This window comes from Pirellulimonas nuda, from assembly GCF_007750855.1.
Taxonomy (GTDB): Bacteria; Planctomycetota; Planctomycetia; order Pirellulales; family Lacipirellulaceae; genus Pirellulimonas; species Pirellulimonas nuda.
This window is the reverse complement of the sequence record NZ_CP036291.1, coordinates 4,189,035-4,213,451: the sequence shown is the minus strand read 5'-3', so window position 1 is coordinate 4,213,451 and position 24,417 is coordinate 4,189,035. Positions and strand designations below refer to the sequence as shown.

General features: G+C 68.7%; 20 protein-coding genes. 8 read left to right on the top strand and 12 right to left on the bottom strand.

Translation table 11 applies throughout. From position 1 onward, the window contains the following. Positions 1-48: 48 nt before the first annotated feature. On the bottom strand, positions 49-444 hold the full coding sequence (locus Pla175_RS16275; protein ID WP_197526908.1) for a CBS domain-containing protein: 396 nt from the start codon (positions 442-444) through the stop codon (positions 49-51). Between the two features lie 218 nt (positions 445-662). Here Pla175_RS16275 and Pla175_RS16270 point away from each other — a divergent pair, with 218 nt between their 5' ends. Beyond that, positions 663-1,808, top strand: coding sequence for an ACP S-malonyltransferase (locus Pla175_RS16270; protein WP_145287307.1), 1,146 nt, complete (start codon positions 663-665; stop codon positions 1,806-1,808). A 7-nt stretch (positions 1,809-1,815) separates the two neighbouring features. Here Pla175_RS16270 and Pla175_RS16265 read toward each other — a convergent pair whose 3' ends face one another. Then, positions 1,816-2,547 carry a pyridoxine 5'-phosphate synthase gene (locus tag Pla175_RS16265; protein ID WP_145287304.1) on the bottom strand — a complete coding sequence of 244 codons (732 nt, stop codon included), beginning with the start codon at positions 2,545-2,547 and terminating at the stop codon, positions 1,816-1,818. Positions 2,548-2,588: 41 nt separating this feature from the next. Next, positions 2,589-3,101, bottom strand: coding sequence for a hypothetical protein (locus Pla175_RS16260; protein WP_231953936.1), 513 nt, complete (start codon positions 3,099-3,101; stop codon positions 2,589-2,591). Positions 3,102-3,378: 277 nt separating this feature from the next. On the opposite strand from Pla175_RS16260, the gene Pla175_RS16255 reads away from it, so the two are divergent. Then, positions 3,379-3,717 (top strand): hypothetical protein, encoded by a 339-nt coding sequence (locus tag Pla175_RS16255; protein ID WP_231953934.1) that lies wholly within the window; start codon positions 3,379-3,381, stop codon positions 3,715-3,717. Positions 3,718-3,746: 29 nt separating this feature from the next. On the opposite strand, the gene mgtE is transcribed toward Pla175_RS16255, so the two are convergent. Next, entirely contained in the window at positions 3,747-5,150 is a 1,404-nt protein-coding gene (gene mgtE, locus Pla175_RS16250) for a magnesium transporter (RefSeq protein ID WP_145287298.1), read from the bottom strand. 245 nt (positions 5,151-5,395) lie between these two features. Between mgtE and rnc the strand changes: the two genes are divergently transcribed. Together rnc and Pla175_RS16240 are read left to right on the top strand one after the other, a co-directional pair. Next, positions 5,396-6,214: a ribonuclease III gene (gene rnc, locus Pla175_RS16245; RefSeq protein WP_231953932.1), complete on the top strand. Its 819-nt coding sequence runs from the start codon at positions 5,396-5,398 to the stop codon at positions 6,212-6,214. A 33-nt stretch (positions 6,215-6,247) separates the two neighbouring features. Further along, the gene (locus tag Pla175_RS16240; protein WP_145287292.1) at positions 6,248-7,000 is read left to right on the top strand and encodes a DUF6498-containing protein; all 753 of its coding nucleotides are present in this window, start codon (positions 6,248-6,250) and stop codon (positions 6,998-7,000) included. Here Pla175_RS16240 and Pla175_RS16235 read toward each other — a convergent pair. After that, complete coding sequence (locus Pla175_RS16235; protein WP_145287289.1) at positions 6,997-7,329, bottom strand: rhodanese-like domain-containing protein; 333 nt, start codon at positions 7,327-7,329, stop codon at positions 6,997-6,999. The genes Pla175_RS16240 and Pla175_RS16235 overlap by 4 nt on opposite strands. Before the next feature lie 196 nt (positions 7,330-7,525). Between Pla175_RS16235 and dapA the strand changes: the two genes are divergently transcribed. Next, positions 7,526-8,413 carry a 4-hydroxy-tetrahydrodipicolinate synthase gene (gene dapA, locus Pla175_RS16230; RefSeq protein WP_145287286.1) on the top strand — a complete coding sequence of 296 codons (888 nt, stop codon included), beginning with the start codon at positions 7,526-7,528 and terminating at the stop codon, positions 8,411-8,413. Between the two features lie 2 nt (positions 8,414-8,415). Here dapA and Pla175_RS16225 read toward each other — a convergent pair whose 3' ends face one another. From Pla175_RS16225 to Pla175_RS16195, 7 genes are all read right to left on the bottom strand, one after another. Beyond that, the gene (locus tag Pla175_RS16225; RefSeq protein ID WP_145287283.1) at positions 8,416-9,381 is read right to left on the bottom strand and encodes a beta-RFAP synthase; all 966 of its coding nucleotides are present in this window, start codon (positions 9,379-9,381) and stop codon (positions 8,416-8,418) included. Next, on the bottom strand, positions 9,378-9,989 hold the full coding sequence (locus Pla175_RS16220) for a DUF447 domain-containing protein (protein ID WP_145287280.1): 612 nt from the start codon (positions 9,987-9,989) through the stop codon (positions 9,378-9,380). Before Pla175_RS16220 ends, Pla175_RS16225 begins: the two co-directional genes overlap by 4 nt. Then, positions 9,986-10,597: an anthranilate synthase component II gene (locus Pla175_RS16215; RefSeq protein WP_145287277.1), complete on the bottom strand. Its 612-nt coding sequence runs from the start codon at positions 10,595-10,597 to the stop codon at positions 9,986-9,988. The genes Pla175_RS16220 and Pla175_RS16215 overlap by 4 nt, the downstream gene beginning before the upstream one ends. Next, on the bottom strand, positions 10,594-12,033 hold the full coding sequence (pabB, locus tag Pla175_RS16210) for an aminodeoxychorismate synthase component I (protein WP_145287274.1): 1,440 nt from the start codon (positions 12,031-12,033) through the stop codon (positions 10,594-10,596). The genes Pla175_RS16215 and pabB overlap by 4 nt, the downstream gene beginning before the upstream one ends. Further along, positions 12,030-13,445 carry a DUF6513 domain-containing protein gene (locus Pla175_RS16205; protein WP_145287271.1) on the bottom strand — a complete coding sequence of 472 codons (1,416 nt, stop codon included), beginning with the start codon at positions 13,443-13,445 and terminating at the stop codon, positions 12,030-12,032. Before Pla175_RS16205 ends, pabB begins: the two co-directional genes overlap by 4 nt. Positions 13,446-13,795: 350 nt before the next feature. Further along, a complete protein-coding gene (locus Pla175_RS16200) occupies positions 13,796-14,575 on the bottom strand; it encodes an SDR family NAD(P)-dependent oxidoreductase (RefSeq protein ID WP_145287268.1) in 780 nt (259 codons plus the stop codon). Between the two features lie 199 nt (positions 14,576-14,774). Next, positions 14,775-16,016, bottom strand: a complete 1,242-nt coding sequence (locus tag Pla175_RS16195; RefSeq protein WP_145292131.1) for a DUF1559 family PulG-like putative transporter — start codon at positions 16,014-16,016, stop codon at positions 14,775-14,777. 447 nt (positions 16,017-16,463) lie between these two features. Between Pla175_RS16195 and Pla175_RS16190 the strand changes: the two genes are divergently transcribed. From Pla175_RS16190 to Pla175_RS16180, 3 genes are read left to right on the top strand one after another with little or no spacing between them, the layout of a single operon-like run. After that, positions 16,464-19,655: a PD-(D/E)XK nuclease family protein gene (locus Pla175_RS16190; protein WP_145287266.1), complete on the top strand. Its 3,192-nt coding sequence runs from the start codon at positions 16,464-16,466 to the stop codon at positions 19,653-19,655. A 14-nt stretch (positions 19,656-19,669) separates the two neighbouring features. Next, positions 19,670-23,143 carry a UvrD-helicase domain-containing protein gene (locus Pla175_RS16185; RefSeq protein WP_197526907.1) on the top strand — a complete coding sequence of 1,158 codons (3,474 nt, stop codon included), beginning with the start codon at positions 19,670-19,672 and terminating at the stop codon, positions 23,141-23,143. Continuing rightward, positions 23,140-24,366: a CCA tRNA nucleotidyltransferase gene (locus Pla175_RS16180; protein ID WP_145287260.1), complete on the top strand. Its 1,227-nt coding sequence runs from the start codon at positions 23,140-23,142 to the stop codon at positions 24,364-24,366. The genes Pla175_RS16185 and Pla175_RS16180 overlap by 4 nt, the downstream gene beginning before the upstream one ends. The last annotated feature ends 51 nt before the right edge of the window (positions 24,367-24,417 follow it).

Genomic DNA, 24,417 nt, shown 5'->3' with positions numbered 1-24,417 from the left:
GCGGCGAGAGCCAACACCCGCAGCGACGGGCTGTCGCATACGCAGGCATCAGACGGCCGCAAGCGACGGGGAGTTCGCGCGCAGCGCCCGCAACACGTCGCGGCGGCTGATCTGACCGACCAGCTTGCCGTCCTTCGTGACCGGAATGCGCCGCACGCGGTGGACGATAAACAAGTCCGCGATCCGCCGGACCGACTCGTTGACATCGGCGGTCACGAGGTCTTTGGTCATGTGTTCGCCGACCGTTTGATTCTCGACATTCTCATCGTAGGCGATCGCCAGGAGCGCGTACTCCGTGATGACGCCGAGAAGTTTTCCTGCGCCGTCGACCACCGGCAGCCCGCTGTAGTTGTGGTTCAGAAGGAGGTCGATGGCGTCCCGTACCGGGGCGCTCGCATCGATCGTGTCGAGCTGAACGTTCATGATCTGACCGGCGACCTTCATGACCATAGTTTCCTGACGAGTTGCAAGTGGATAGACGGAGCCCAAGGAATCCTAGGTCGCACGAGCCTGGAGGGAGTTGCTCAGCCCGCATTGGCCCTGACTGTGGCAGGAGGATCGCCCCGATTGTAGCGGTCGCGCTCGTTGGGAGGGCGTTGCGGTTCACCCGGGGCGAACGGTTAGCGTAAGATGCACGTAACCCCTCCCCACGGGCGCCCCGCATGAGCCAGCAGCTTGCTCTTAGAGTTCCGACCTCCGCAATCGCACTGCGGGGCTACAACATCGCCAACATCGGTCGCACCGCGGAACTCCGCCGTGTGCCGGCTTACTGCGCCGTCGTTGATCGTTGGCTCAAGGAGTACAGCCGCATCTGTGCGGAAGTCGTAGAAAGGCCGGTCGATCTCTCTCTGCTGGTGTCAGGCGAGCAGGCGGAGGGGCTCGACCGCTACGCGGAGTCGGTGGCCCTGGTCGCGGCCGTCGAGATGGCCCAGTTGGAGCTGCTCGAGTCGGTGCACGACGTGCCGTGGCGTGACGCCAAGCTCGCCTTCGGGTACAGCCTAGGCGAAGTCGTCGCGGTAGGGGCCACGGGTATGTTTGACGCAGAGGGGGTCATCCGCGTTCCGCTGGCGATGGCCACGCAGTGCGCCGCCCTAGCGGGCGACGTGACCATGGGGGTTTTCTTTTCGCGCGAGGCGGCGATCGAAGAAGCCGCTGTTTCTCGTTTGTGCGAAGAGGTAACGCAACAAGGGGCGGGCGCCATCGGCGTGTCGACCATCCTCTCACCGAACAGCTATCTCGTGCTGGGGCAGCGAGAAACGCTGAAGCGGTTCACGGCGCTAGCGCGCGAGGCGTTCCCGCGTTCGAACGTACGCGCCAACGACTCGCGTTGGCCGCCGCTGCATACCCCGATCGTGCGACAGAATCAGGTCCCCGACCGCGCTTCGGTGATGATGCAGACGCTCAAGACCGTCCATTCGCACCCAACGCCGCCCGTGCTGTCGCTGGTCACCGGCAAGCTCAGCTACGGCGTCGGCGGGGAACGCGAGATCCTGCGGGACTGGGTCGATCACCCCCAACGGCTCTGGGACGCGGTCTGCCACGTGCTCGCGTCTGGCGTCCGGACGATCATCCACGTGGGCCCCGAGCCGAATCTGGTGCCGGCCACCTTCCAGCGTCTCGCAGAGAACGTTCGCCAGCAGACGCGCGCGGGAACCCTGTCGTCTTTGGGCATCCGCGCGGTGCAGGGGCTAGCAGAGCGTGATTGGCTGGCTTCGTTGCTTCCGATGCGATCGATGCTGCTTCGAGCGCCGTTGGTTCAGCAGATCGTGCTAGAGGATTGGTTGCTGGAAAACGCTCCGTCTTCTTGAGCGTCGTTCATCGCACCGACGACGCCGCGTCGATGAGCCGCTTCATTTCGCGCACCGCCGGCTCGAACCCGGTCCACAGCGCCCGGCACACGATGCTGTGCCCGATGTTTAGCTCGAACATGTTCGCGAGCGCGGCGACCGGGCCCACGTTCTGATAATTGAGCCCGTGGCCAGCGTGCAGCCGCATGCCGGATGCATGGACGCGATCGGCCGCTGCTTGGAGCGTGAGAAGTGCGTTCCCCGCGTCGCCGGCGGAAAACGCGTGCGCGTAGGCCCCGGTGTGCAGTTCCACCGCAGTCACGCCGAGCTCCGCGGCGGCGTCGATCTGCGCCGGATCGGGATCAATAAACAGACTGACGGTCACCCCCGCGTCACGCAGACGCTCGATCGCCCCCTGAGTGGCGACGCGGTTCTGGGTGAGGTCGAGTCCCCCTTCGGTGGTTACCTCCTCGCGACGCTCGGGGACGAGGGTCGCCTGAGCGGGCTTGGCGCGACAGGCGATCGCAACCACATCGTCTGCGGTCGCGAGTTCGAGATTAATGGTCGTGGCGACCGTGTGCAGCAGCACGTCCAGGTCCCGATCCTGAATGTGCCGGCGATCCTCCCGTAGGTGGACAGTGATGCTATCGGCGCCCCCCAGCTCCGCGAGCATCGCTGCGTGCACCGGGTCGGGTTCCCGGCCCCGCCGCGCTTCGCGCAGCGTAGCCACGTGATCGATGTTGACGCCCAGGTGTACCACTTTGCCCCCCCTCCGTACCGCAAAGACTCGCCGTGCTGCGGTTACTCCTCCAAGGAGAACCACTGGCGACCGTCGACCCGCCCATCGCCGTTGGCGTCGGTTTCCAGACACCAGGACTGGCTCAGAGGTTCGAATGTTAACCAGCGACTCGTCAAGCCCTCGCCCCGGGCCACGAACGGCCTTCCCGCTTGCTGCATGGCCGCGGCAAGCCGCTCCGGGCCGCTTGGTTCGGCTTGATTCGCCACCCGCTGGCCCAGCCAGAAACTGGCCATCCCGGCGATCGCCATGAGCGCAACGGGCCGCCAGATCACCCGCTCGAGCGGTTCGCGTTCCGACGCCTCGTCGTCCCCCAAGTCTTCCTGGTCGATCTCGTTGGACTCTCTCCGCAACACGGCCGACACACGATCGGCGTCTCCTCGGAGCGTTTGTAGGACAAATACAGACGACCACGCGCCGGTTACTGCGCTGAAATCATCCTGCTGCCGCACCCACACGGGGAGACCTTCGACCCTTAACAGCCCGGCGAGGTACCCCGCTTCGGCCAGGCTAGACACCCGCGCCACGTCCAAGGCGTCCCGGGGTGGGGCGCCGCTCTCGTCGCGCAACCCCGCAAGCTCAGAACGGCAGTTCTCGCAGAAACCCATTGATCGCGTCCGCCTAGCAAGGGAGTCGTGAGCCGGACCAAGCGGTTGCGACGCCTGTCCTGCCTAGAACGATTATGCGTTGCCGCGGCGATCCAGGCCAGCAGTTGCGCTCGTTAGTTCGGTGCTACACTTGACGCAGAAACTCGCCGTGCAACCACCCGCAGCGGCCGTCTTGGGAGCCTCTTCTATGATGACTTGTCACGACCTCGCGCAGCGAATCGAGCGCCTGCAGCCCGACGCGACCCCGGAAGACGTGGCGCGCCTCTGCCTGTTGCTAGCTAACCGTCACGAAGATTTGGAGCCGCTGGCCGATCGACAAGGCCTCCGCAAGGCTTGGCAGGAGACGGGCTTGCGGTTGCAACTGGCCACCGATCAGCACGCGGCGATGACCACGGAGCTTGAGGAATTGGCCTCCGGCGACCCCCAGCAATTCACGCATGAGCAGGTTTGGGTGTTGATCCGCGCCATCAAGGTGCAGAGCCAGATCCTTCAGCTCTACGTGGGCCACCCCGTGTTGGACGTGTAGGGCTGGGCGCCGCGCCGCGTGGTCGGCGTTCATCCGGCGACCTGCAGCATCGACAGCGCGACGGTCATGTAGATCACGATTCCGGCAATGTCGACGATCCCGGCGACGAACGGGTTGCTCATGAGCGCTGGGTCGAGACCCATGCCCTTGAACAACAAGGGTAGCAGCCCGCCGCACAAGGCGCCGCACAGCGCGACGCAAAGCAGCGTTATCGGAACAACGGTCGCCTCGAGCGCCGTAGGCAGGACGATGCCGCCGTCGATCGGATCGACCAGCCCCGAAAAGTGCGAAACGATCAAGGCGCACAGGTAGCCGAACATCGCCAGCAGCCCCCCGAGGCAGAGCCCCATCACCAACTCGCGTCGCATCACACGCAGCCAGTCGGTCACCTTCAGCTCGCCGTTGGTCATCGCCGTGATGACCAGGGTGGCGGACTGATTCCCGGTGTTGCCGCCGCTGGAGATCACAAGCGGCAAGAACAGCACCAGCCAGGGCGCCGCGTTGAGCGACGTTTCGTATGAGTGGAGCGCGAAGATCGTCAGCAACGCGCCGAAGAACAGCACCGTGAGCCAGACGCCGCGCTTCCACGCCAGCGCGTACCAGTGGGTCTCCAGGTAGCCCTGATCGAGGGGCCCGACGCCGACGCTGAGGTGGGCGTCTTCGGTCGCCTCTTCCCGCATCACGTCGATAATGTCGTCGTGCGTGATAATCCCGAGCAGCCGGTGCTGGTGATCGACGACCGGGATCGCGATGAAGTCGTACTTGGCGACCTTTTCAGCCACGAGTTCTTGGTCGTCGGTGGCTAGCACAGACACCACGTCGCGCTGCATCAGGTCTGTGATCGGCTTGTCGGGTTCGAGGAAGTGCGTGATGAGCTGGCGGGCCGAGATGAGGCCCCGCAGATGATCTTCCGAATCGACGATGTAGTTGTAGTAAACCGTTTCATGGCTGGTCGCCTTGCGGCAGATCGTCTCCATCGCCTCCCGCACGGTGAGCGACTCGGACAGCCTCGCCACTTCCGTCGTCATCAGCGCTCCCGCGCTCCCCTCGGGGTACTCCCAGATCCGCAGCAGCTCGCGCCGATCCTCTTGTGGCATCAGCGGCAGGATTTCTTCGACCACCTGTTCGTCGACGTCGCTCAGCAAGTCGGCGCGGTCGTCCGCGGGAAGATCGACGACCAGCTGGGTGGCCTCTGCACGGCCGGTTGTTTCGACGATCCGGACTTGCTTTTCGTCAGCCAAGTATCCGAAGATTTCGGCTCGTTTGTCGGGGTCGGCGGCGTTGATGACGCCCCAAGTTTCCTCGGCGGAGAGCCCCTCCATGAACTCCGCCACTCGTGCCGGGTGCAGCACCGCACAGAAGTCGCGGAGCCCTTCTTGGTCGTTGTCGACCAGCATCTCACGCAGTTCAGGGAGGTAGAGCGTGTTGATCATGCAGAACTCGGCGGGCGCACGCGGTTTGGATTGACGCAGGCAAAGGGTCCGATTAGCTTAGCGGCTCCGTCGGAAGTCGCTGGGTGGCAAAAGCTTACGGCTTTTTCCCTCGGATCGACAGGTTGCCCCAGCGGCTTTCGCTCAGTGTCGCGCGCCAGCTCAACGCCCCCGTTGGTTAGACTGAGCGGGGTCAGCCATCGATCGATCAAATTACGACCGCAGCCTTACAAGGCCATAATCTGACCGTGTCTCAGCGAGACCTCAACTCGAACCATCAAGCCTGCGAGCAGCGGATCGGGTACGTCTTCACGGAGCCGAGGCTGCTGGAAGAAGCGCTAACGCACGCCTCAGGCGCCGACAATCGGTTGGTTTCGAACGAGCGGCTTGAATTTCTGGGCGATGCGATTCTTGGTTGGTACGTCTGCGAGCGCGTCTTTCATGAGTTTCCCGAGGCGCTTGAGGGCGATCTTACAAAACTTAAGTCGGTAATCGTGAGCCGGCAAACCTGCGCCCGCATCAGCCGAGCGATGGGCTTTGAGGAGTTCTTGATCCTCGGCAAGGGGATGACGACCTCGCCTCAGGTCCCCATGTCCGTGCTTGCCGACGTGTTCGAGTCGCTGGTCGCCGCGATCTACCTAGACGGCGGCAAGGACGCCGTCTGGACGTTCTTGGATCGGGTGATGTCGGACGAGATCGGCAAGACCGTGGCGGGAGAGGTCGGCAGCAACTACAAGTCGCTGCTTCAGCAGTTCGCCCAGCGAGAACACGGGGTGACGCCCAGCTACGTGCTCCTGGAAGAGAAAGGGCCCGACCACTCCAAGTCCTTCCACGTCGCGGCTCAAGTCGGCAAGCACCGATTCCCGCCTGCATGGGGAAAGAGCAAGAAGGAATCAGAGCAACGAGCGGCGCAAAACGCCATCTGCTCGCTCCGAGGCGACCCGGTTCCGCACGCAACGCTCGTGGGGGACGCCGCGGTCGATGAGACCGCTTCGGACAGCGAGGAGCCGATCGCGGAAGACGGCCCTCGTCCCCACGAGCCGACGGACGCGGGATCGCTCGAGTAGATCGTCGCCTCCTTATACTCGGGCTGTTGCCGGATGATCGGACTAATCCTCGCCAATCTGGTGCCGCTTGCCGGGGTCGTGCTGCTCGACTGGGACGCCTTCGCCGTTGTGGCGCTCTACTGGTTCGAGAACGTCGTGATCGGCGTGTTGAACATCGTGAAGATGATCGCGTGCTGCCCTCAAGAGCCCAGCGAGCAAGCCGCTCAAGAGACGCATCCGGGGCGACTCGCCGCCATCGATTCCTTGACCCGGCAGGCGGGCTCAGCGACGCCCGTCTGGGCGGCTCATGCGATCAAGCTCTTTATCATCCCGTTCTTTGCCGTGCACTACGGTCTGTTCACGTTTGTTCACGGCGCTTTCGTGTTCACACTCTTCGGCGGGATGGACGCAGGGGCGGCCGGTCCTTTCGACGCCGGACGAGTGCGTCTGCTAGCCGAGGAGGGCCTGCTATGGGCCGCGCTAGCGCTCGCGGCAAGCCACGTGGCGGTGCTCTTGCAAGACTATTTCTGGAACGGCGGCTTCCGTCGGACCAACCCCATGGCCCTGATGTTTGAGCCGTACCCGCGTGTGATCGTGCTGCATGTCGCGATCATCGTTGGCGCCATGCTTGCGTTTGCCTTTGGGAGCCCGGCTTGGCTTCTGGTGGTGCTGATCGCCGGAAAAACCATGCTGGACATCGCCCTGTTCCGGCGTCTGCGTGAGGCCCGCGCGACCGAAGGCCCCGATGCAAACGGTCTCGACGATCCGCTCTTGCGGCACGAATCGCCCAGCCGGCCCGCGTCCTAGTAGCGGGCCATGCCGGGTTCGATCTCCACCGCCCAGCGATCGATCCCGCCCGCGAGGCTCTGGGCAAGCGAGAACCCGCGGTCGCGGAGCCACTGCGCCGTCTGCGCGCTCCGCATGCCGTGGTGGCAGTAGACGAGCAGGGGTAGCGCTTTCCAGGGGGCCAATTCTTCCACCCGTTCTGCGATCTCGCTCATCGGCAGCAGCGTGGCCCCATCGATCGTCACCAACGCGTGCTCGTCCGGCTCTCGGCAATCGACCAGCAGGCAATCCCCGCTGCGATGCTGCTCGGCGCCGTCGCGGCACGAGATTTCTAACGGCAGTTCGGTCATAAAGTGGACGGCTTCTTGGGTGTGGGAGGCGGCTCGAAAACGTAGTGAACCACGAAATGCTAGCCGCGTCACGGTGCTAGAACAGGGGAGCCCTCCCGCCGGGGTGCGGGCGTGTCGGACGGTTCCCGTGGGAGGCGGGGTCCCGTATGATGCTCGGCCGATAAGTGAGAATCCCCGGATCGTGGAGCAAGGCCCGATGTCGACACGTGGCGAAGCATTCGCTGGTTTGTCTGTAGCCCTGATCACCCCTCTGCGCGATGGTCGGGTCGACTACGAAACATTCAAGCAGCAGATCGAGTTCCAAGTCGAAGCCGGCACGCGGTGCCTGTGCCCGGTGGGAACCACCGGCGAGTCTCCCACCCTCAGCCACGACGAGCACGAGCGCGTCATCGCGTTCGTCGTAGAGACCGTCGCCGGCCGCTGTAAGGTCATGCCGGGAACCGGGTCCAACAGCACGGCCGAAGCCGTGCGGCTGACGCTCTCGGCCGAGCGGGCGGGCGCCGACGCGGCCCTGCAGGTGGCGCCCTACTACAACAAGCCGACCCAGCAAGGGTTTTTCGAGCACTACCGGCGGTTGGCCGAGGAGTCGTCGCTGCCGCAGTGCATCTACAACATCCCCGGGCGGACCGGCAAGAACATCGAACCGGAAACGATCATCCGGCTCGCTGAAATCCCGAACATCGCGTTGGTGAAGGAAGCGACCGGCTCGCTCGACCAGGCGTCGCAGATCATCGCCGCCACGGACCTCACCGTTCTCTGCGGAGACGACAGCCTCACGCTGCCGATGATGGCCCTGGGCGCCCGGGGCGTGGTGTCGGTGGTCGGCAACATTGTTCCGCGCGACGTGATTGCGCTCTGCGCCGCGATGGACGCGGGCGATCTGGCCGCGGCGCGTAGCTGCCACTTCAAGTTGTTCGCATTGTGCCGCGACATGCTTGGACTCTCGACGAACCCCATCCCCGTCAAAGCGGCGATGCAGCTCCTGGGCAGGGACACCGGCGAGCTGCTGCTGCCGATGACCCCGCTCGAACCCGAGCAGCTCGCCATGCTCAAGAAGTCGCTTACCGCGTACGGTCTCTTGTAGGCTCACGTTGGCCTCCGGTCGGTCGAGACCGCGGCGCCCTCGTTGGCGGGGGCGGCGATCTTCACCCGCGTCGGGGCAACGCCGCTGTTGACGAGCTGCGCGGCGAGGCCCGACGCGCTGTCGGCGTCGGGCGCAAGCGCGAACACGGTCGGGCCCCACGAAGATTGCCCGCACCCCACGACGCCGCGCTCGCGCAGCCAATCGATCCGCCGTTCGATCGCCGGGCTCGCGAAGGCGCCCCCCTGGACCTCCGCAAAGCAGCGCCCCGCCTCCTCGCCATACGCATGGAGCGCTTCGGCAAAGCGGTGAAAGGCGACCGCCTCTGCGGCCGGGGCCAGTTGCCCCAAGGCGAGGCGCCGGAGCCGGTCGACGGTCGCGCTTGGGGTCCGACTCAAGCGGGTGAACGCGTGACGCTCGTCGGCGCCCGCCAGCCCGGGTGGCGACTCTTCGCAGCTCAGCACAAAACGCCACTGGCTTGGCAACGCGACACGCGCCGCCATCGGCGCCAGGCCCGGGCCAGCGCAACCCTCATCCACGATCAACCCGCCTCGATCAAAACCGTGCGACCCGATGGCCGATCGCATCCCGCGGCCGGCAATTTCGGCGAGCTTGCCCACAGCGGGGCGCGGCAGCGCAAGCGCCTCAAGCATGCAGGCAGCGACCGCCAACGCGTGTTGGGTGCCCACCCCCAGGCCGGTGTGCAGTTCGGGCGACTGGACGGTTTCCAGCTGGAGGGCAGGAAGCCGACCACCCAGGCACGCCTCCGCCACGCGTTGCGCCACCCGCTGCGTCCGCTCGGCATGGGCGCCGGCGATCGTGAACCGGTCTGCGTCGGTCGCGCGCACCACGAGTCGCGGGTTGTCGATCATTGCCCCGACGCCCCCCGGCTTGGCGTCGGGGCAGCCGCCCACGCCGAACAGCCCGAAGTGCAGCCGGCTCGCCGCGGCGACCTCAACGTGGCGTGTCATTCGGGGCTCCAGCCGCGGACATAGGCCTCGACCATCCCCCACGCACGGCGTTCCGCGGCGCCGCCGGTCTTCTCAACCAGCGGCGCTAGCCGTTCCATCTCGGCCAGAACTTCTTCGCATGAAATGAACTGGAGCCGGGTCGCCAAGATGGTGGCCTCGATCACGGCGTGCTTGGCGCGATTGAGTCCGAAAAAGTCTCTGAGCCGCCCCGAGTCCAGCACCACGCAGTCCATCCGCGGTCGCTCGTCGTCCGCGGCGATCGGACCGCTCGCGACACGCAGCGCAAACCACCGGCAGGCCGACGCGAGGATGAATCCATCGCCGCTGGGCGTAGCGTGCATGGCCGGCGCGGCCTCGAGCTGGTGGAGCGCCGCCCGAGCGATCAACTCAACGTCGTCGCTCACGTGCGCCACGCAGCGCCCCGTGCGGAGCAGGTTCTGGCAGGTGGTCGACGTTCGGAACGGGCGTAGAACGAACCGGTCGAAGCCGGCGCTCACCAGCGGCCCCATCGCGGCGACGTGGGGCGAGCCGTCCGGGTTGACCGTGGTGACGAGCCCCTCTAGCACCGTCAGCTCCCTGTCGATTTCTGATCCCAACGGTTGGCTCATGCGGCGTCGCTCGGGCTCCGGCGACCCTCCTTGTGGAAGGCCGCGGCGATTCGCAAGAAGTTCTCGACCATCGCGTCGCCTCGATCGGTGAGGATCGACTCCGGGTGGAACTGCAATCCAAACGTCGGCGCCGTGCGGTGGGCGACCCCCATCAACTCGCCCGTCTCACTCCAGGCGATCGCCCGCAGCTCTGTCGGCAGGGTCGCCTCCTCGACGATCAGCGAGTGGTACCGCCCCACGCGCAGCGGGCTCGGCAGGCCCGCCAGCGGGCCCTCGCCCGTGTGCGTGACCAGCGACGCCTGCCCGTGGACCGGCCGCGCGGCGCGCCGCACGCGGGCGCCCAGCGCCTGTCCGATCGCCTGCGCCCCGAGGCACACCCCCAGGATCGGCACGCGGCCGGTGAGCCTGCGCACTACGTCCAGAGAACACCCCGCCTGATCGGGGCCGCAGGGCCCCGGCGAGATCACGATCGCGCGGGGCGCAAGTTCCTGCACGCCCGCGGCGTCGATGGCGTCGCTGCGCACCACGCGCGTGGGGGCGCCCGCGACGCGGAAGTACCGCGCCAGGTTGTGCACGAAGCTGTCGTAGTTGTCCAGCAGCAGGATCATGCTTCGGAGGGCTCGGGGGCTTCGCTGGGTTCGGGAGACAGGGCCCGCAGCATGCCGGCGCCCTTCTGCCAGGTCTCTTCGTACTCGCGCTCGGGGTCGCTCTGGGCGACCACGCCGCCGCCGACCGGCAGTTGCAACCACCCCGCGGCGTGGGTGATGGTGCGGATCAGGATACTGCTGTCCAGCGACCCGTTGAACCCGGCGTACGCCAGCGAGCCGCAGTAGAACCCACGGGCGGTCGGTTCCAGCTCCGCAATGATCTCCATGGCCCGCACCTTGGGCGCCCCGGTGATCGACCCACCCGGGAACGCGCACCGCAGCGCGTCGAGCGCGCCGCAGCCGGGCGCCAAACGCGACTCGACAGCCGACACCAAGTGGTGAACCTGGGCGTACGATTCGACCGCGCAGAGCTGCGTGACCCGCACCGACTCAGGGGTCGACACGCGCGACAGGTCGTTGCGCAACAGGTCGACAATCATCACGTTCTCGGCCAGCTCCTTGGCGTCGGCGGCGAGCGCCTCGGCTTGCTGTGCGTCGGCCTTGGGGTCGGCGTCGCGTGGGCGGGTCCCCTTGATTGGTCGGGTCTCCACGGCGCCGTCGTGCACCGCGAGGAACCGCTCGGGAGAGGCGCTCAGCACCCGGGCGTCGCCCAGGTCAAAGTACCCGCCGAACGGCGCGGGGCTGCACGCGCGTAGCCGCCGGTACAGCGCGACCGGGTCCTGGGCCACGCCGACGGCCGGGGCCAGCAGCCGTTGCGAGAGGTTTACCTGGAACACGTCGCCGGCGTGGATGTAGTTGATCACCCGCTGGACCGCCGCCAGATAGCCTGCGCGTGAGAAGTCGCTGAACACGCCGGGCGCACGCGCGTTCTCGAACCGCGGCGCCAGCCGCTCTGCCGGCAGCGTGGGAGTGGTCGACTCGCAAAAGACACGCGGGGACGCCGCCAGCAGGGCGAGGAACTGCTCTACGCGCCGCTGGGCGCGCTGCGTGCGTTTGGGTTCCGACTGCTCTGGGAAACCGTGCGAGACGAGCCACGCCTCGCCGGTCGCGTGATCGAAGCACAATGCGGTATCGTAGACCCCCGCGAGCAGCGTCGGCAGCCCGAACTCGTCCCAGGCGGGTCGTGGCAGCCGTTCCAGCTCGTCGCCAAGCCCGTAGCCAAACACGCCGGCCAGCCCGCCGGTGAACGGCGTGGGGCCGCTGGCCGGGGCAGGGTACCGGGCCAATCGGTCGGCGAGTCGTTTCCACGTCCCTTGGTCGCCCTGGGCCGCCCGCAAGGTCTCAAACGGGTCGGCCATCAAGTACGAGTAGCGGCCGAGCGTCGGGTGCCGCTGCGCGCTGTCGAACAGCGCGACGTGCGGCAGCGCCGCGAAGCGCGCGAGCGCCTCGGCCGGGTCGGGCGCCGGGACGATGGGGACCACCAGCGGCAGGTTCAAGGCGAGCCCTCCGCGGCGCGACCCGTGCGTCTGGGCCGATGCGATGCTTCGGGCCGGGTCAGGTAACCCCAGTCGAGCGCCTCGTCCTGCTCGTAGTGCTTGCCCAGGGTGAGCGCGGTGGCCGCCTTGTGCAGCTCGTAGCCCAGGTAGAACGCGTGGCTGGGGGAGAGGTTCCGCGGCGTGGCGCCGTCCGGGCCGCTTTGGGAGAGCTGCTCGAAGAGCGCGAAGGGGTCGGCGTCGTGCAGGTGCAGTCCGGCGCCCACGAGGTGGGTCTCGCCCTCACAGGCGAACAGCCGGTAGTTGTTGTCGCGGACCGCCTCGGCAAGCGCAGCGATCTCTGCGGCGGTGGGGCCTGTGGGGTCGGCGTCGCGCAGCGTGACAAGCCCCGAACCCACGTGCTTGGGAAGCGCCCCCTGCGATACCGCGTAGTGCGCAAGCCGACGGGCCAGGTCGCACTCACGCACGCATCCCGCGGCCCACGGGATCACCTGCGTGGTGAGCACGCTGCCGATACGCAGTTCTTCGCAGATGGCCAGCAGCAGCAGGTTGACCCCGGTGGTGTCGACCTCGGTCAGCTCGGTAAGGTTGCCCACCCCCATTAGCATCGCGAGTTCCGGGTAGCGGTCGCGGGTAGTGAAGTAGCGTCTCAGGCTACGCGCGAAGCCCATGCCGATCGGTTCCAAGATAGGGTCGATCCGCATCGGCACGCCTGCCGAGGCAAGCCTTTCGATCGTCTGATCGAAGCCCGCGAGCGTTTCGGCCGCATCGGGGACGACGACCACCTCCACTCCCCAGTCCGCGGCGGCGTCGCGGTTCGTGCTGTTAACGCTCAACACCAGCTCTGCTCCGGCGGCGGCTGCTTCTGTGACTTCGGTCGGATCGAAGCTATCGATCGACACCCGCAGCCCCAGGTCTCTGAGGGCTTTCACCGCGTCGGCGACGCCGGCCCAGCGTCGCCCCGGGTCGCACCCCAGGTCGATTATGTCCGCCCCGTCGCCGGCCAGCCCCCGGGCGACCGCGACGATCTCTTGGAGGGTCAACCGCGGGCAGTGGTTGATCTCGGCGACGATCTGGGTGGTGTACGCGTCTAGCTTGGGGGGATCGGCCGCCTGCCCGAAGTGCCCCGGCAGCCGGCGGAGGTCCTTCGGGCCGCGTTCGACCGGCAGCCCGGTGGCCTCGGCGATGGGCGCCAGGTCGCCGCCGCAGTAGCCGGGGGTCATCAGCCGCGTGGCGGCCGCGGGGGGCCGGGTGCGGCCGGCGATCCATTCGGGGGTCATCAATGCAGCGACGGTGATCGGGAGCGCCTCGATAGAGTAGGCAAAGCCCAGCCGCTGGGCGAGCGGGGCGACGGTGCTGCGGAGCACCGGCTCGGCGAGCCTCCCGGTAACGAAGTGGAAGTGTTCTGTGGGCATGCCGCGGACTTTTGTCCGTTGTGTCGCGTGGATCTACGGGATCAAAATCGGACAAAACCCGCCCCCCGTTCGGAAACTATTGCGGGCAAACAAGTTACGAAAGATACGGGAAATCGCGGGTTGGCTCGCGGCGGCCCCCGCGTAAGGGGTTACGTCAATCCGAGCCGGCGGCAGGGGGACAATAAGGGACAGCAGCGGACACCTGGGGGACAAAAGTCGCCGCTCGTAGGTCAGGCGGCGCCTGGCGTTGCCCCTGTCAATGCGTCAACGATCCAGGGGCCGTCAGGCACAGCCTGACCTACCATCGGGCTTGCCCCGATTGTCGTGCAGCGGGTGGCTATTTGCGAGGCTCAATCCGCGCGATCGGCCAGCGACGATGCGCCCGAGAATCCGCCGTTTACCTCTAGCACCTGAGCGTTCACGAACGCGGCGGCAGGAGAGACGAGGTACAGCACGGCGTTGGCGACGTCCTCCGGCCGGCCCCAGCGGCCCACCAGGGCCTCGCGGCGGGCGCGGGCGGCCCACGCCGGGGGGGCGTTCTGGCCCCACGCGGTGGCGATCCAGCCCGGGGCCACACAGTTCACCCGCACCGTCGGCGCCAGGCTCTTGGCCAGGCTCCGAGAGAAGGCCGCAACTGCGGCCTTGACGGTCGCAAACATCTCGCCGCTCTCCCCCTCCATGCCGTGCGCGGCCTGGTCCCAGCCCACCGTGACGATGGCGCCCCCCCGTTCGCGCATCTGCCGGCCCACGGCCCGGCAGCAGCGGATGGCGCCCTGAACGTCCACCCGCCACAGCAGCTCGAGCTTTTGGTCGAACGACAGCCGGGCCGCGTCGCCGGTCAGCACGTCGGCGCCGGCGCAGTGCACCCAGATGTCGATCGGCCGCCACGCCAGGGCCGCCTCGATTAGCCGGTCGCAGCCGGCCGGGTCGCCCAGGTCGGCCAGCACGGTCTCGGCGGCCACGCCCAAGCCGCGACACTGCGCTGCGGCCTCACCAAGGGCGTCTGCCGAGCCGCGGGCGTGCAGCAGCACGTTGGCCCCGGCCCCGGCCAGCGTGAGCGCCACAGCCCTGCCAATGCCCGAGGAGGCGCCGGTGACGACGGCGGACTGGTTTTTTAGGGTGCGGTTCATCGGGAGGAAGATTGCAAATTGAGAATTGCAAATTGCAAATTGCAAATTGAACGGACGCTGCTTGCGAATCGCTTGCGAAACTTGCAATTTGCGATCCGTGGGGCCTCTGAGTCCGCTTGGCCTATAGGACCAAAAAAAACAAGCCGCCGTGGGGCTGTCCCACGGCGGCTTGCGGTCGGTCGTATTACCAGAGTGCCGGTTACAGGTTCGCGATCGGTACTTCGCGGCCGTTGCGGGTGATCAGGTGGAGGTATGCGTCTCCATTGATCTGGTCCTCAACCGCCTCGACGTGGCCGTCGCCGTAGCCGTGCAGCACGACTCCGGGGTGCTTCGAGCTGGGGCCCCACTTGCGGTCAACACCGGTGCCGTGCGGGTCCTGGCTGGTCTTCATGTAGTAGAGCGTCTCGTTGTTCACTCCGTTGGTGGTGCCGGTCTTGTTGCTGCCACGGTTCAGGGCAGTGAAGTCGGCGCCGTTGAAAGAGAACGCGTTGGCGTTCGGGCTGGTGGTGTTGGTGCTCCTGGTCGGGACCGCCGCATTCGGACGGTTCGGCCAGGTGCCCACCACGTAGGAGGTGTCGCCGCTGTACCACGAAGAGACGTTCTCTTCGAGCGACTCGGTGAGCAGCACGGTCTTCGAGGTGCCGTCGGTCATGCTCTGCTGGCCGAGGCCCTTCTTGGTGACAACGCCGGTCGAGATTTCACCGGGGAAGACGAGCACGCCGTTGCCCAAGTGGGCTTTGCCCTTGCCGTCGCTCGCCCACGTGTGGGTCGAGGGGGCGCCCTTCGGAGACGAAGAGACGAGGGTCGACGGGGTGGTGCCGCCACCGTAGTGAGTAGCGGCCGTCGCAACGTAGCTGCTCACGGCGATGCCGGGGGCGTCGCCACCAGCGGTCTTCAGGTTGTTCCTGGTGAAAGAGGTGGTCTCATCGCCGGGGTAGCTGGGGCAGCGGAGAACCGGGATGTCGGTTTCCCAAACATAGAAGTTGGTGGCGGAGCCGACGGAGGTCGGGTTGCCGTCGACCGTGATGTTGGGGCTGAAGGCGTCGACGTTCAGCTTGTTCGACGCGCTGGAGATCTTCTGCCACAACGGGTCTTCTTCCATGTAGGGAAGCAGCACCACCAGCCAGCTATAGCCGTCGTCACCCGCGGTGAACACACCGGGGTTGGCGTTCTGGCCGGTGCCGACCTTCGAGATCGCGGCGCCGGCGTTGTTCGCCCACGGGGCGGTGGAGGCCAGCGGGTAGGTCTTACGGGCGACTTCGTAGTTGGCGATCGCCAGGGCGAGCTGCTTGACTTGGCTCTGGCAGGTGTTGCGGCGGGCCGCTTCGCGGGCGGCCTGAACGGCCGGCAGCAGCAGCGCCACCAGGATGCCGATGATGGCGATCACCACCAGCAGTTCGACGAGGGTAAACCCTCGCGCCAAACGGGTTGGCTTGGTCATGGTCTGGACTCCTTACAACAAGAAAAAAGGGATAAAAACGCTCCGCGATGGCGACCCCAAAGTAGGAAGGGCGGGCGCCGCCAGAACAGAAAGCACGCCTCGAAAGGGGCCGAGAAAAGCCTATCGGCCCTACTGCACAGCATTGTGCGCGTTTCGCTGCCAGCTTGTCAACCGTTTTGCGGGGCGCCGAAGGACGAATGGACGTTTTTACCACGAAGAGACACGAAGTACGGACATCGGGCGGGAACCGCCAAAGACGCCAAGCAAGCGAACGACCAACGACCAAGCCTAAATGACCAATCCGCGCAAGCGAAGGACCTGCCTTGATTGGTCACTTGGGCTTGGTCATTGGTCATTATTTTCACGCGCCCCCCGCAGCTTCCGGCTATCCTTCTCCCTGCGTTCTTTGTGCGCTTCGTGGTTAGCCTTCCCAGCAGGTTGGTTCGGATGGAATCGGACTCTGTCTCTCCGGTCGTCTGTTTTGTGGGGGGGGATCGGGCTGCGCGGCTCGCGGCGTTAACGCAGCGGGTCGGCTCGACGCCCCCCGAGGGCGTGCTGTGGTGGGTGGCGCCCGACCGGTTCGCCGTGGCCGACGCCCAGCAGCGGATCGCTACCCAGATGGGTCCACGCCTCGGGTGGCGTGTGGCCACGCTGGCGCAGTTGGCCGTGGCCGTGTGTCGCTGGTCGGGGGCGCCCGCGAGGCTGCTCTCCGCTTCTCAGCAGCGGGGCCTGGCGGCCGAAGCGCTGGCGGCGGTCCGCGGCCGGTTGGAGGTGTTGGCCGCCGCGCCCGCCGGCCCCGGCATGGTGGACTACGTGGCGGCGCAGCTCGGCCACCTGGCCCACGGCCGGCCGCTGGGCGATTTGCCCCCGCTGGAGCAGCGGCGCTGGGCCGACCTGCGTCGGGTAGCGAAGGAGTACGGCCGGCTGCTCAAGCGGGGGGGGCTGGTAGACGACGCAGGGCGCTTGCGTCTGGCGGCTCAGGTGCTTGCGTCCCCCCCGACGGGCGGGGCGTTGGCGCTGCCCGCGGTGCTGGCCATCGATAGCGACGCCCCCTTCAGCCCGCTGGAGATGCGGTGGCTGGGCGCGGCGGTCGACCGCGCGCCGCAGGTGCTGCTGAGTGTGGGGGACGACGCGCAGTCAGCAGATTCTCAGTCGCGCCAGGCGTGGGAGAAGCTGTTCGAGGGGGGCAGACGCGGCGCGCAATGGATCGATGTCGCGCCGCTTCCCGGCCGACCTGTCAGCGGCTACGTGCAGCGATGGCTGTTCGCCGGGGAGGCCGCCCCCCCAGCGCCGCCGGCCGAGGCGTCGGACCGCTACCGGGTGATCGCGTCGCCGAGCGCAGAGCGGCAGTGGAGCGACATCGCCGCCGGGGTGAAGCAGCGGCTGACGTCGGGCCGGGTGGCGGCCGATGAGGTGGTGGTGGCCGCGCCCAACCTACGCGAGGCGCACCGCCGCGCCGCCGCCGCGCTGGACGACGCCGGCGTGCCGTGGGCGGTTGACCGCCGACCGCGGCTGGGAGAAGCGGCCGTGATCGGGTCGCTGCAGCGGCTGTTGACGCTGGCCCGCGACGACTGGCCGCTGGCCGGGCTGGTCGACGTGCTTCGCGACCCGCTGCTGGGGGCCTTCGACCGGGGCGTGCCCGAGGCGCTGCTGCAGGAGGCGGGCCAGTCGGGCTTCGCGGGGGGCCGCGCGGCGTGCGAGTGGGTGGTGCTGCGGGTGCAGACCCCCACGGGCCGCGAGCGGCTGTTGCGGCGGCTGGCGTCGATCATCGAGGCCTCCTCGGGCGATGCGCCGCTGGACCCCGACGCCGACAAGCGGTTGCCGCACGCGGCGCCGGCCGCGGCTGCGCTGCTCGAGGGTCTCAGCCAGCGGCTGACCCCGTGCTTGGCCGCTGCGTCGCCCCTGGTGTGGCTGGCGCGGATCGAGGCGTTGTTGGCGGGGCTCGGCGTGTCGCTAGAGAGCGACCCGCTCGATCGGCTGGCCGTGCCGGCGCTGGGCGAACTGCTGGCCGACGCAGAGAACCTGGCCGCGTGGCTCGGCCGGCCCGCCCCCGAGTGGACGCTGGCAGAGCTGCTCGATCGGCTTGCCGATTGGTCGGGGCGGATGGCGATCGCGGCGCCGCGCGACGAGGCGGGACGCGTCCGGCTGGTGAGCTACGAGACCGCGGCGCGGATGGCGCCGCGGCTGCTGGTGGCGGCCGGGGTAGGCGAGTCGGCGTTCTCACACGCCGGCGGGCCCGAGGCGGCGCGGCGGCAGATGCTGGCGCTGGCCAGCGCAGCGACCCAGGAGGCCTGGTTCGTGTACGAGTCGCGCAACGCACGGGGAGACGCGTTGGCGCCGTCGCCGTTGTTGGCGGAGCTGGAGCAACTGCTCGCGCCGGCCCAGTTGCGTATGTCGGTGGATGCCGACGCCGCGCCGAGCTCGCGCACCGCGGCCCGGGACTACGCCGTGCGAGCTGCGGCCCAAGGAGACGCGGCGCCGCTGGCGGCGATGCTGGGCGTCGGCGGCCTGGCGGAGACGGCCGCGGCGTTGTGCGACGCCCTGGAAGTGGGGCACGACCGCGCCACGGGGGACGCGTTCGGCCCGTTCGAGGGGATCGCGGCGAGCCCGGCGACCCACGCGTTGTTGGCCGCGCGGTTCGGCCCGACCAAGTGCTGGAGCGCCAGCGCGCTCGAAACGTACGCGGCCTGCCCGTTCAAGTTCTTCATGCAGAGCGTGGTGGGCGCCGAGCCGCTGGAGGCGCCTCTGCTAGAGATCGATCACGCCCGCCGTGGCAAGCTGCTGCACGACGCGTTGGTGCGTGTGCACGCCGACCCGAGCCTGAGCGACACGGGGGTGGCCGCCGCGTTCCAAGAGGCCGTGCACGCAGAGCTGGCGAAGCTGGCCGTTTCGAGCGCAGACGCGGCGCTGGCGGAGATCGAGGCCCGCCAGGCCGCGGCGTGGTCGGCGGGGTACGCGGACCAGATCAAGGCCTACCACAAGCTTTCCAAGGACCTGACCCAGCCGCTGCGGCCGGCGCACTTCGAGCTGCGTTTTGGCCCCGCGCGTGGCGCGCCGCCCGCGGGGGAGGACCCGCTGACGCGCGACGACCCGTTCGTGCTGCGTGCGGGGGACGAGGACCTGCTGCTGGCCGGGCGGATCGACCGCATCGACCTGGGGAAGCTGGGGGAGCAGACCGTGTTTGCGGTGATCGACTACAAGTCGAGCAAGTCGATGCGGCTGCTGCGCGGCGAGGTGGAGGCGGGCCGGCAGGCGCAGTTGGTGCTGTACACGCTGGCGGCGCAGGACCACCTGCTGGCGGCCGACGCGGCGGCGCCGCTGTTGGCGGGCTACTGGCTGGTGCAGAAGGGGGGCTTCAAGCACGCCAGCTCGTCGCGCAGCGCCGAGCCGCCGATCTCGCTGACCCCCTTCCGTGTGGTGGACGGCGCGCTGGAGGCCGACGCCGAGTGGCCGGCCATCGAGGCCGCGGTGCGGGCCGCGGTGGCGGCCAGCGTCGCGGCGCTGCGTCGCGGCGAGTTTCCGATGTTCAACCCAGACGAGAACTGCACCAGCACCTGCGACTTCAAGACGGTTTGCCGTGTGGCTCAGACGCGGGCCCTGGGCAAGACGCCGTCGGCCCCCGGCCCCGCTGGGGGATAGACATGGAGAGTGGATTGAACCAAGCGAACCAAGGTGCGCCGGCGCTGACCCCCCAGCAGGCGCGGGCGATCGCCACACGCGACTCGGCCGTGGCGCTCGACGCCGGCGCCGGGTGCGGCAAGACGTTTGTGCTGACGCGGCGTTACCTGTCGCACCTGGCGCCGGAGGCGGCGCAGAGCCCGTCGCGGGTGGTGGCGCTCACGTTTACCGAGGCGGCCGCGCGTGAGATGCGCGACCGCATCCGCAAGGTCTGCCGAGAGAACTACCAGGCGTCCGCGGGCGCCGAGCGGGCGCACTGGCTGGAGGTGCTGCGCGGGTTAGAGGGGGCCCGCATCAGCACGATCCACGCGTTCTGCAACGAGCTGGTCTCTGCCCACGCCATCGAGCTGGGCATCTCGCCCGGGGTGCGCGTGCTGGACGCCCCCGCGGCCGCCGCGATGCGCAGCGCCGCCGCCGACCGCGCGCTGCGCGGCCTGCTGGAGAGCCGAGACGAAGAGACCATGCGGTTGGCGGTGGAGCTGAACCTGGGCCCGCTGCGCAGCGGCGCGCTGGCGATGGCCGAGCACGCCGCGACGCCCGAGTTTGCCCGCTGGCAGAAGGCGTCGCCCGAGGACGCCGTGAAGGCTTGGCGCCGGTTCTACACCGGCGTGGTCGAGCCGGAGGCCGTGCGGGCGATTGTCGAGGGGCCGGAGCTGCGAGAACTTGTTGCGCTCTTGCGGGTGGCGACGCCCACCGAGCGGTTTATCGATCGCTGCACCGACTTGTTCGACCTAACGAGCGAGCTGCTGCGGGGCGAGGCGACCGCGGACCAGGTGCGGCGGTTGGCGGAGCTAGCCGTGGTGACCAAGCCAGACAAGACCAAGGCGTGCACGGCGAAGGACTGGCCCTCCGGCGATGTCTCGAAGCAATACACGGCGGCGTGCGGCGCGCTAGGCAAAGCGATCGCCAAACGCCTGCCCACGGTCGACGAGACCGACTGGCTGGAAGCGGCCGAGCGCGGCAAGGCGCTCTTGCGGATCGCGGCGCTGGTGGCCCAGCATTACGAGGGGGCCAAACGCGACGCCGAGGCGCTCGACTTCGACGACCAGCTTGCCCTGGCCCATCGGCTGCTGACCGAACCGCGTTACGCCGAGGTGCGGCACGCGGCGCGCGACGGCGTGGCGATGTTGTTGATCGACGAGTTTCAGGACACCGACCGCTTGCAGCTTGAGATCGTCCGCGCGCTGGCCGGGGAGGACTGGGCCGCGGGGGGGCTGTTCTTCGTGGGCGACTTCAAGCAGTCGATCTACCGCTTCCGCGGCGCCGAGCCGGAGGTGTTCCGCGAGCTGCGGGAAGAAACCCCGGAGCGCGGCCGGCTGGTGCTGTCGAACAACTTCCGCAGCACGCCTGGGGTGCTGGCGTTTGTGAACGCGATGTTCGCGCCGGTGTTCGGCGCGGCGTACGAGCCGCTCGAGGCGACGCGCGACCAGCAGACGCCGGCGCCGGCCGTGGAGTTCTTGTGGACGATGCTCCCCGAGCAAGAGAAGAAGCCCAAGGCGGAAGAGCGGCGCACGGCGGAGGCGCGGGCCATCGCGCGGCGGATCGGCGAGACGATCGCCTCCGCCGAGCCGGTGGTCGCCGACGCGGCCGGGCCCCGCGCCGCCCGGCCGAGCGATTTCTGTTTGTTGTTTCGGGCGCTGTCGGACGTAGCGATCTACGAGGAGGCGCTGCGCGAGGCGGGTCTGGAGTACTACCTGGTCGGCGGCCACGCGTTCTACAACCAGCAGGAGGTGTTCGATGTGCTCAACCTGCTGCGGAGCGTCACCAGCGGCTGCGACGAGGTAAGCCTGGCCGGCGTGCTCCGCAGCCCGTTCTTTTCGCTGGCGGACGAGACGCTGCTGTGGCTGGCGGTGCGGCACGGGTCGCTGAGCCGCGGCCTGGCCGAGGGGCCCCCGGCCGAAGTGCAGGGGACCGAACGCGCCAAGCTGGCGCGGGCGGCGGCGACGCTTGGGTGGCTGCGCGAACACACCGGCCGGCTGGGGGCGGCCGACCTGCTGCTGGCCGCCCTCGACCGCACCGGCTACGACGCGGCGCTGGCGCTCGACTACATGGGGGGACGCAAGCAGGCGAACCTTCGCAAGCTGATCGACCAGGCCCGCGACGCCGACTCCGCGGCGTCTGCGGCGCCCAGCGGCGGCGTGGGGCTGTTTGTCCGGCAGCTCGACGAGTTTGTGGCCAATCTCCCCAAAGAAGCCCCCGCCGCGGCCACGGCCAGCGACGCCAACGTCGTGCGCCTGATGACGGTCCACCAATCCAAGGGGCTCGAGTTCCCCATCGTGGTCGTCGCCGACCTCTCGCGGAAGAGCCGCAACCACTCTCCCGCCGCGGTGTTCGACCCGCTGCTGGGCCCGTTGGTGCGGTCGCCGGCCGGTGAAGACGGCGAGCGTACCCGGGCGGGGATCGACCTGCTCAAGACGGTGGAAGACGCGGCGGACCGCGCCGAGGCCCAGCGGCTGTTCTACGTCGCCTGCACGCGGGCCGCGGATCGGTTGATCTTGTCGGCCAGCGTCGAAGACCTCGCCAAGCCGGGCGGGGAGTCGCTCGAGCTGCTGGCGACGCAGTTCGACCTAGAGACCGGGGAACGCCTGGGCGAGGAATCGCTGCAGCCGCTGGTCGAGGTGCGGTGGGACGACGGGGCGCCGCTACGCGGCGCGGCCCGGGCGCCCAAGCGCGTCGACCGACGGGCGCTGGTTGCCGAAGCGCGGGCCGGGTCGCCGGCCGGCGCCGTGGCGTCGCTGTCCGGCGTGGCGCCGATCGCGGCGGACCCGGCCGCCCAGCGGCGGTTCAGCATCTCGCGGCTCACCGGCCGGCTGCACGCCTACCGGCCGCGTAGCGACGACACCCCAGCGGCGGGCGACGAGAGGCCGGCGCGCGAAGCGATCGACCCCGCGGGGCTCGGGACCCTGGTGCACGAGCTGATGGAGCGGATGCCGCTCTCGGGCGACGCGCCGCTGGACGAATGGGCCCGCGACCTGGCGCCCCAGCACACCCCGTTCACGCCGGCGGCCGCGGCCGAGGCGGCGGCCGCCATGGCCGGCCGGTTCCGGGCGTCACCGCGTGCCGAGCAGATGCGCAGGGCCCGGCGCGTGCTGCGCGAGATGGAGTTCTTGCTGCCGTGGGGCGAACCTGCGGCGCCCGCCGGGGTCTACCTGCAGGGCTACCTCGACTGCCTGTGCGAGGAGACGCCCGGCGTGTGGCGGGTGGTCGATTACAAGACGAACGACGTCACCGCCGCCCAGGCGCCGCGGGCGGCCGAGGCGTACCGCCTGCAGTTGGGCGTCTACGCGTTGGCGGTTGAGCGGGCCTGGAACCCAGAGTCGGTCGCGCTTACGCTCCACTTCCTGCGTCCCGGCGTTGAGGTCGACCTGGCCTGGGACGCCGAGGCCCGCGCGGCCACCCTGGGCCGCGTGAGTGAACTAATCGCCGAGCTCCGCACCCACGCCCCATGATCAACCCCGACCGCCAACGCGATTTCGCCGCCGACGTCGCCGCCCGCCTCCGCGCGGCCGGCTACCAGGCGTTGTGGGCCGGCGGGTGCGTCCGCGACGCGCTCTTGGGCAAAACGCCCAAAGACTACGACGTCGCCACCAGCGCCACGCCCGATCAGGTGCGGCAGGTCTTCGGCAAGCAACGCACCATCGCCATCGGCGCCGCGTTTGGCGTGATCACGGTCAAGGGGCGGCGGGGCGCGGGGCAGATCGAGGTGGCCACCTTCCGCAAGGACGTGGGGTACTCGGACGGCCGCCGGCCCGATCGTGTCGAGTTCACCGACGCCGAGCAGGACGCCCGCCGCCGCGACTTCACCATCAACGGCATGTTCTACGACCCGGCCGACGACCACGTGATCGACTACGTCGGGGGCGCCGAGGACCTGGCGGCACGCGTGGTGCGCGCGATCGGCGACCCGGAGGCCCGCTTCGACGAAGACAAGCTGCGGATGCTGCGGGCCGTGCGGTTCGCGGCGACGCTGGACTTCGAGATCGAGGCAGACACCTTCGCCGCGATCAGCCGGCACGCCGAGGAGCTCTCCGCGGTGAGCGCCGAACGCGTGGCGGCAGAGCTGGTGCGGATGCTCGCCTGCCCGGGCCGCCGGCGGGCCCTGGAGCTGCTCGCCCAGTGCGGGCTGCTGGAGCACGTGCTGCCGGAATTCGCCGGGCGCCCGGAGGCCGAGCGTGAGGTAGCGATGTGGACGCTTGATCGGCTCGACTGGCCTTCGACCGCGGCCGCGCTGGCGGTGCTCACCTGGGGCGCTCTGCCGCGCGTTGTTGCGGAGATGACCCAGCGGTTGCGGCTCTCCAACGCCCTCGCCGCGGCGGTGGGGTGGATGAACGCCAACGCCGATGCGTTGGCCGCGGCCGAGGACCTCTCCTGGCCGCAACTGCAGCCGCTGTTGATCGCGCCCGAGGCAGGCACGCTGATCGACCTGATCGAGGCCCGCGCCGGGGGGCCGACGGCCGGAACGCTCGTCTGCCGAGAGAAGCTGGCGCTACCGCCGGAGGAGCTGAACCCGGCGCCGCTGCTGGATGGCACGGACCTGATCGAGGCGGGGATCGCGGCGGGGCCGACCGTGGGTCGGCTGCTGCGGGTGGTGCGGGAGGCGCAGCTTGAGGGGACCATCGCGACGCGGGACGATGCGATCGCCCTGGCGCTGGCCGCGGCGGGCCGCGGGTAGACGCCGCGGCGGGGCGGACTTAGGATCGACCGATCGCACCGCGACGCTCCC

What these genes read in the sequence shown, in the direction of transcription:
- Pla175_RS16255 (WP_231953934.1), top strand. Translation starts at nt 3,379, where the DNA reads ATGATGACTTGTCACGACCTCGCGCAGCGAATCGAGCGCCTGCAGCCC.
- dapA (WP_145287286.1), top strand. Translation starts at nt 7,526, where the DNA reads ATGTCGACACGTGGCGAAGCATTCGCTGGTTTGTCTGTAGCCCTGATC.
- Pla175_RS16205 (WP_145287271.1), bottom strand. Translation starts at nt 13,445, where the DNA reads ATGCCCACAGAACACTTCCACTTCGTTACCGGGAGGCTCGCCGAGCCG.
- Pla175_RS16215 (WP_145287277.1), bottom strand. Translation starts at nt 10,597, where the DNA reads ATGATCCTGCTGCTGGACAACTACGACAGCTTCGTGCACAACCTGGCG.
- mgtE (WP_145287298.1), bottom strand. Translation starts at nt 5,150, where the DNA reads ATGATCAACACGCTCTACCTCCCTGAACTGCGTGAGATGCTGGTCGAC.
- Pla175_RS16220 (WP_145287280.1), bottom strand. Translation starts at nt 9,989, where the DNA reads ATGAGCCAACCGTTGGGATCAGAAATCGACAGGGAGCTGACGGTGCTA.
- Pla175_RS16195 (WP_145292131.1), bottom strand. Translation starts at nt 16,016, where the DNA reads ATGACCAAGCCAACCCGTTTGGCGCGAGGGTTTACCCTCGTCGAACTG.
- Pla175_RS16270 (WP_145287307.1), top strand. Translation starts at nt 663, where the DNA reads ATGAGCCAGCAGCTTGCTCTTAGAGTTCCGACCTCCGCAATCGCACTG.
- Pla175_RS16235 (WP_145287289.1), bottom strand. Translation starts at nt 7,329, where the DNA reads ATGACCGAACTGCCGTTAGAAATCTCGTGCCGCGACGGCGCCGAGCAG.
- Pla175_RS16275 (WP_197526908.1), bottom strand. Translation starts at nt 444, where the DNA reads ATGAAGGTCGCCGGTCAGATCATGAACGTTCAGCTCGACACGATCGAT.
- Pla175_RS16180 (WP_145287260.1), top strand. Translation starts at nt 23,140, where the DNA reads ATGATCAACCCCGACCGCCAACGCGATTTCGCCGCCGACGTCGCCGCC.
- Pla175_RS16240 (WP_145287292.1), top strand. Translation starts at nt 6,248, where the DNA reads ATGATCGGACTAATCCTCGCCAATCTGGTGCCGCTTGCCGGGGTCGTG.
- Pla175_RS16200 (WP_145287268.1), bottom strand. Translation starts at nt 14,575, where the DNA reads ATGAACCGCACCCTAAAAAACCAGTCCGCCGTCGTCACCGGCGCCTCC.
- Pla175_RS16225 (WP_145287283.1), bottom strand. Translation starts at nt 9,381, where the DNA reads ATGACACGCCACGTTGAGGTCGCCGCGGCGAGCCGGCTGCACTTCGGG.
- Pla175_RS16190 (WP_145287266.1), top strand. Translation starts at nt 16,464, where the DNA reads ATGGAATCGGACTCTGTCTCTCCGGTCGTCTGTTTTGTGGGGGGGGAT.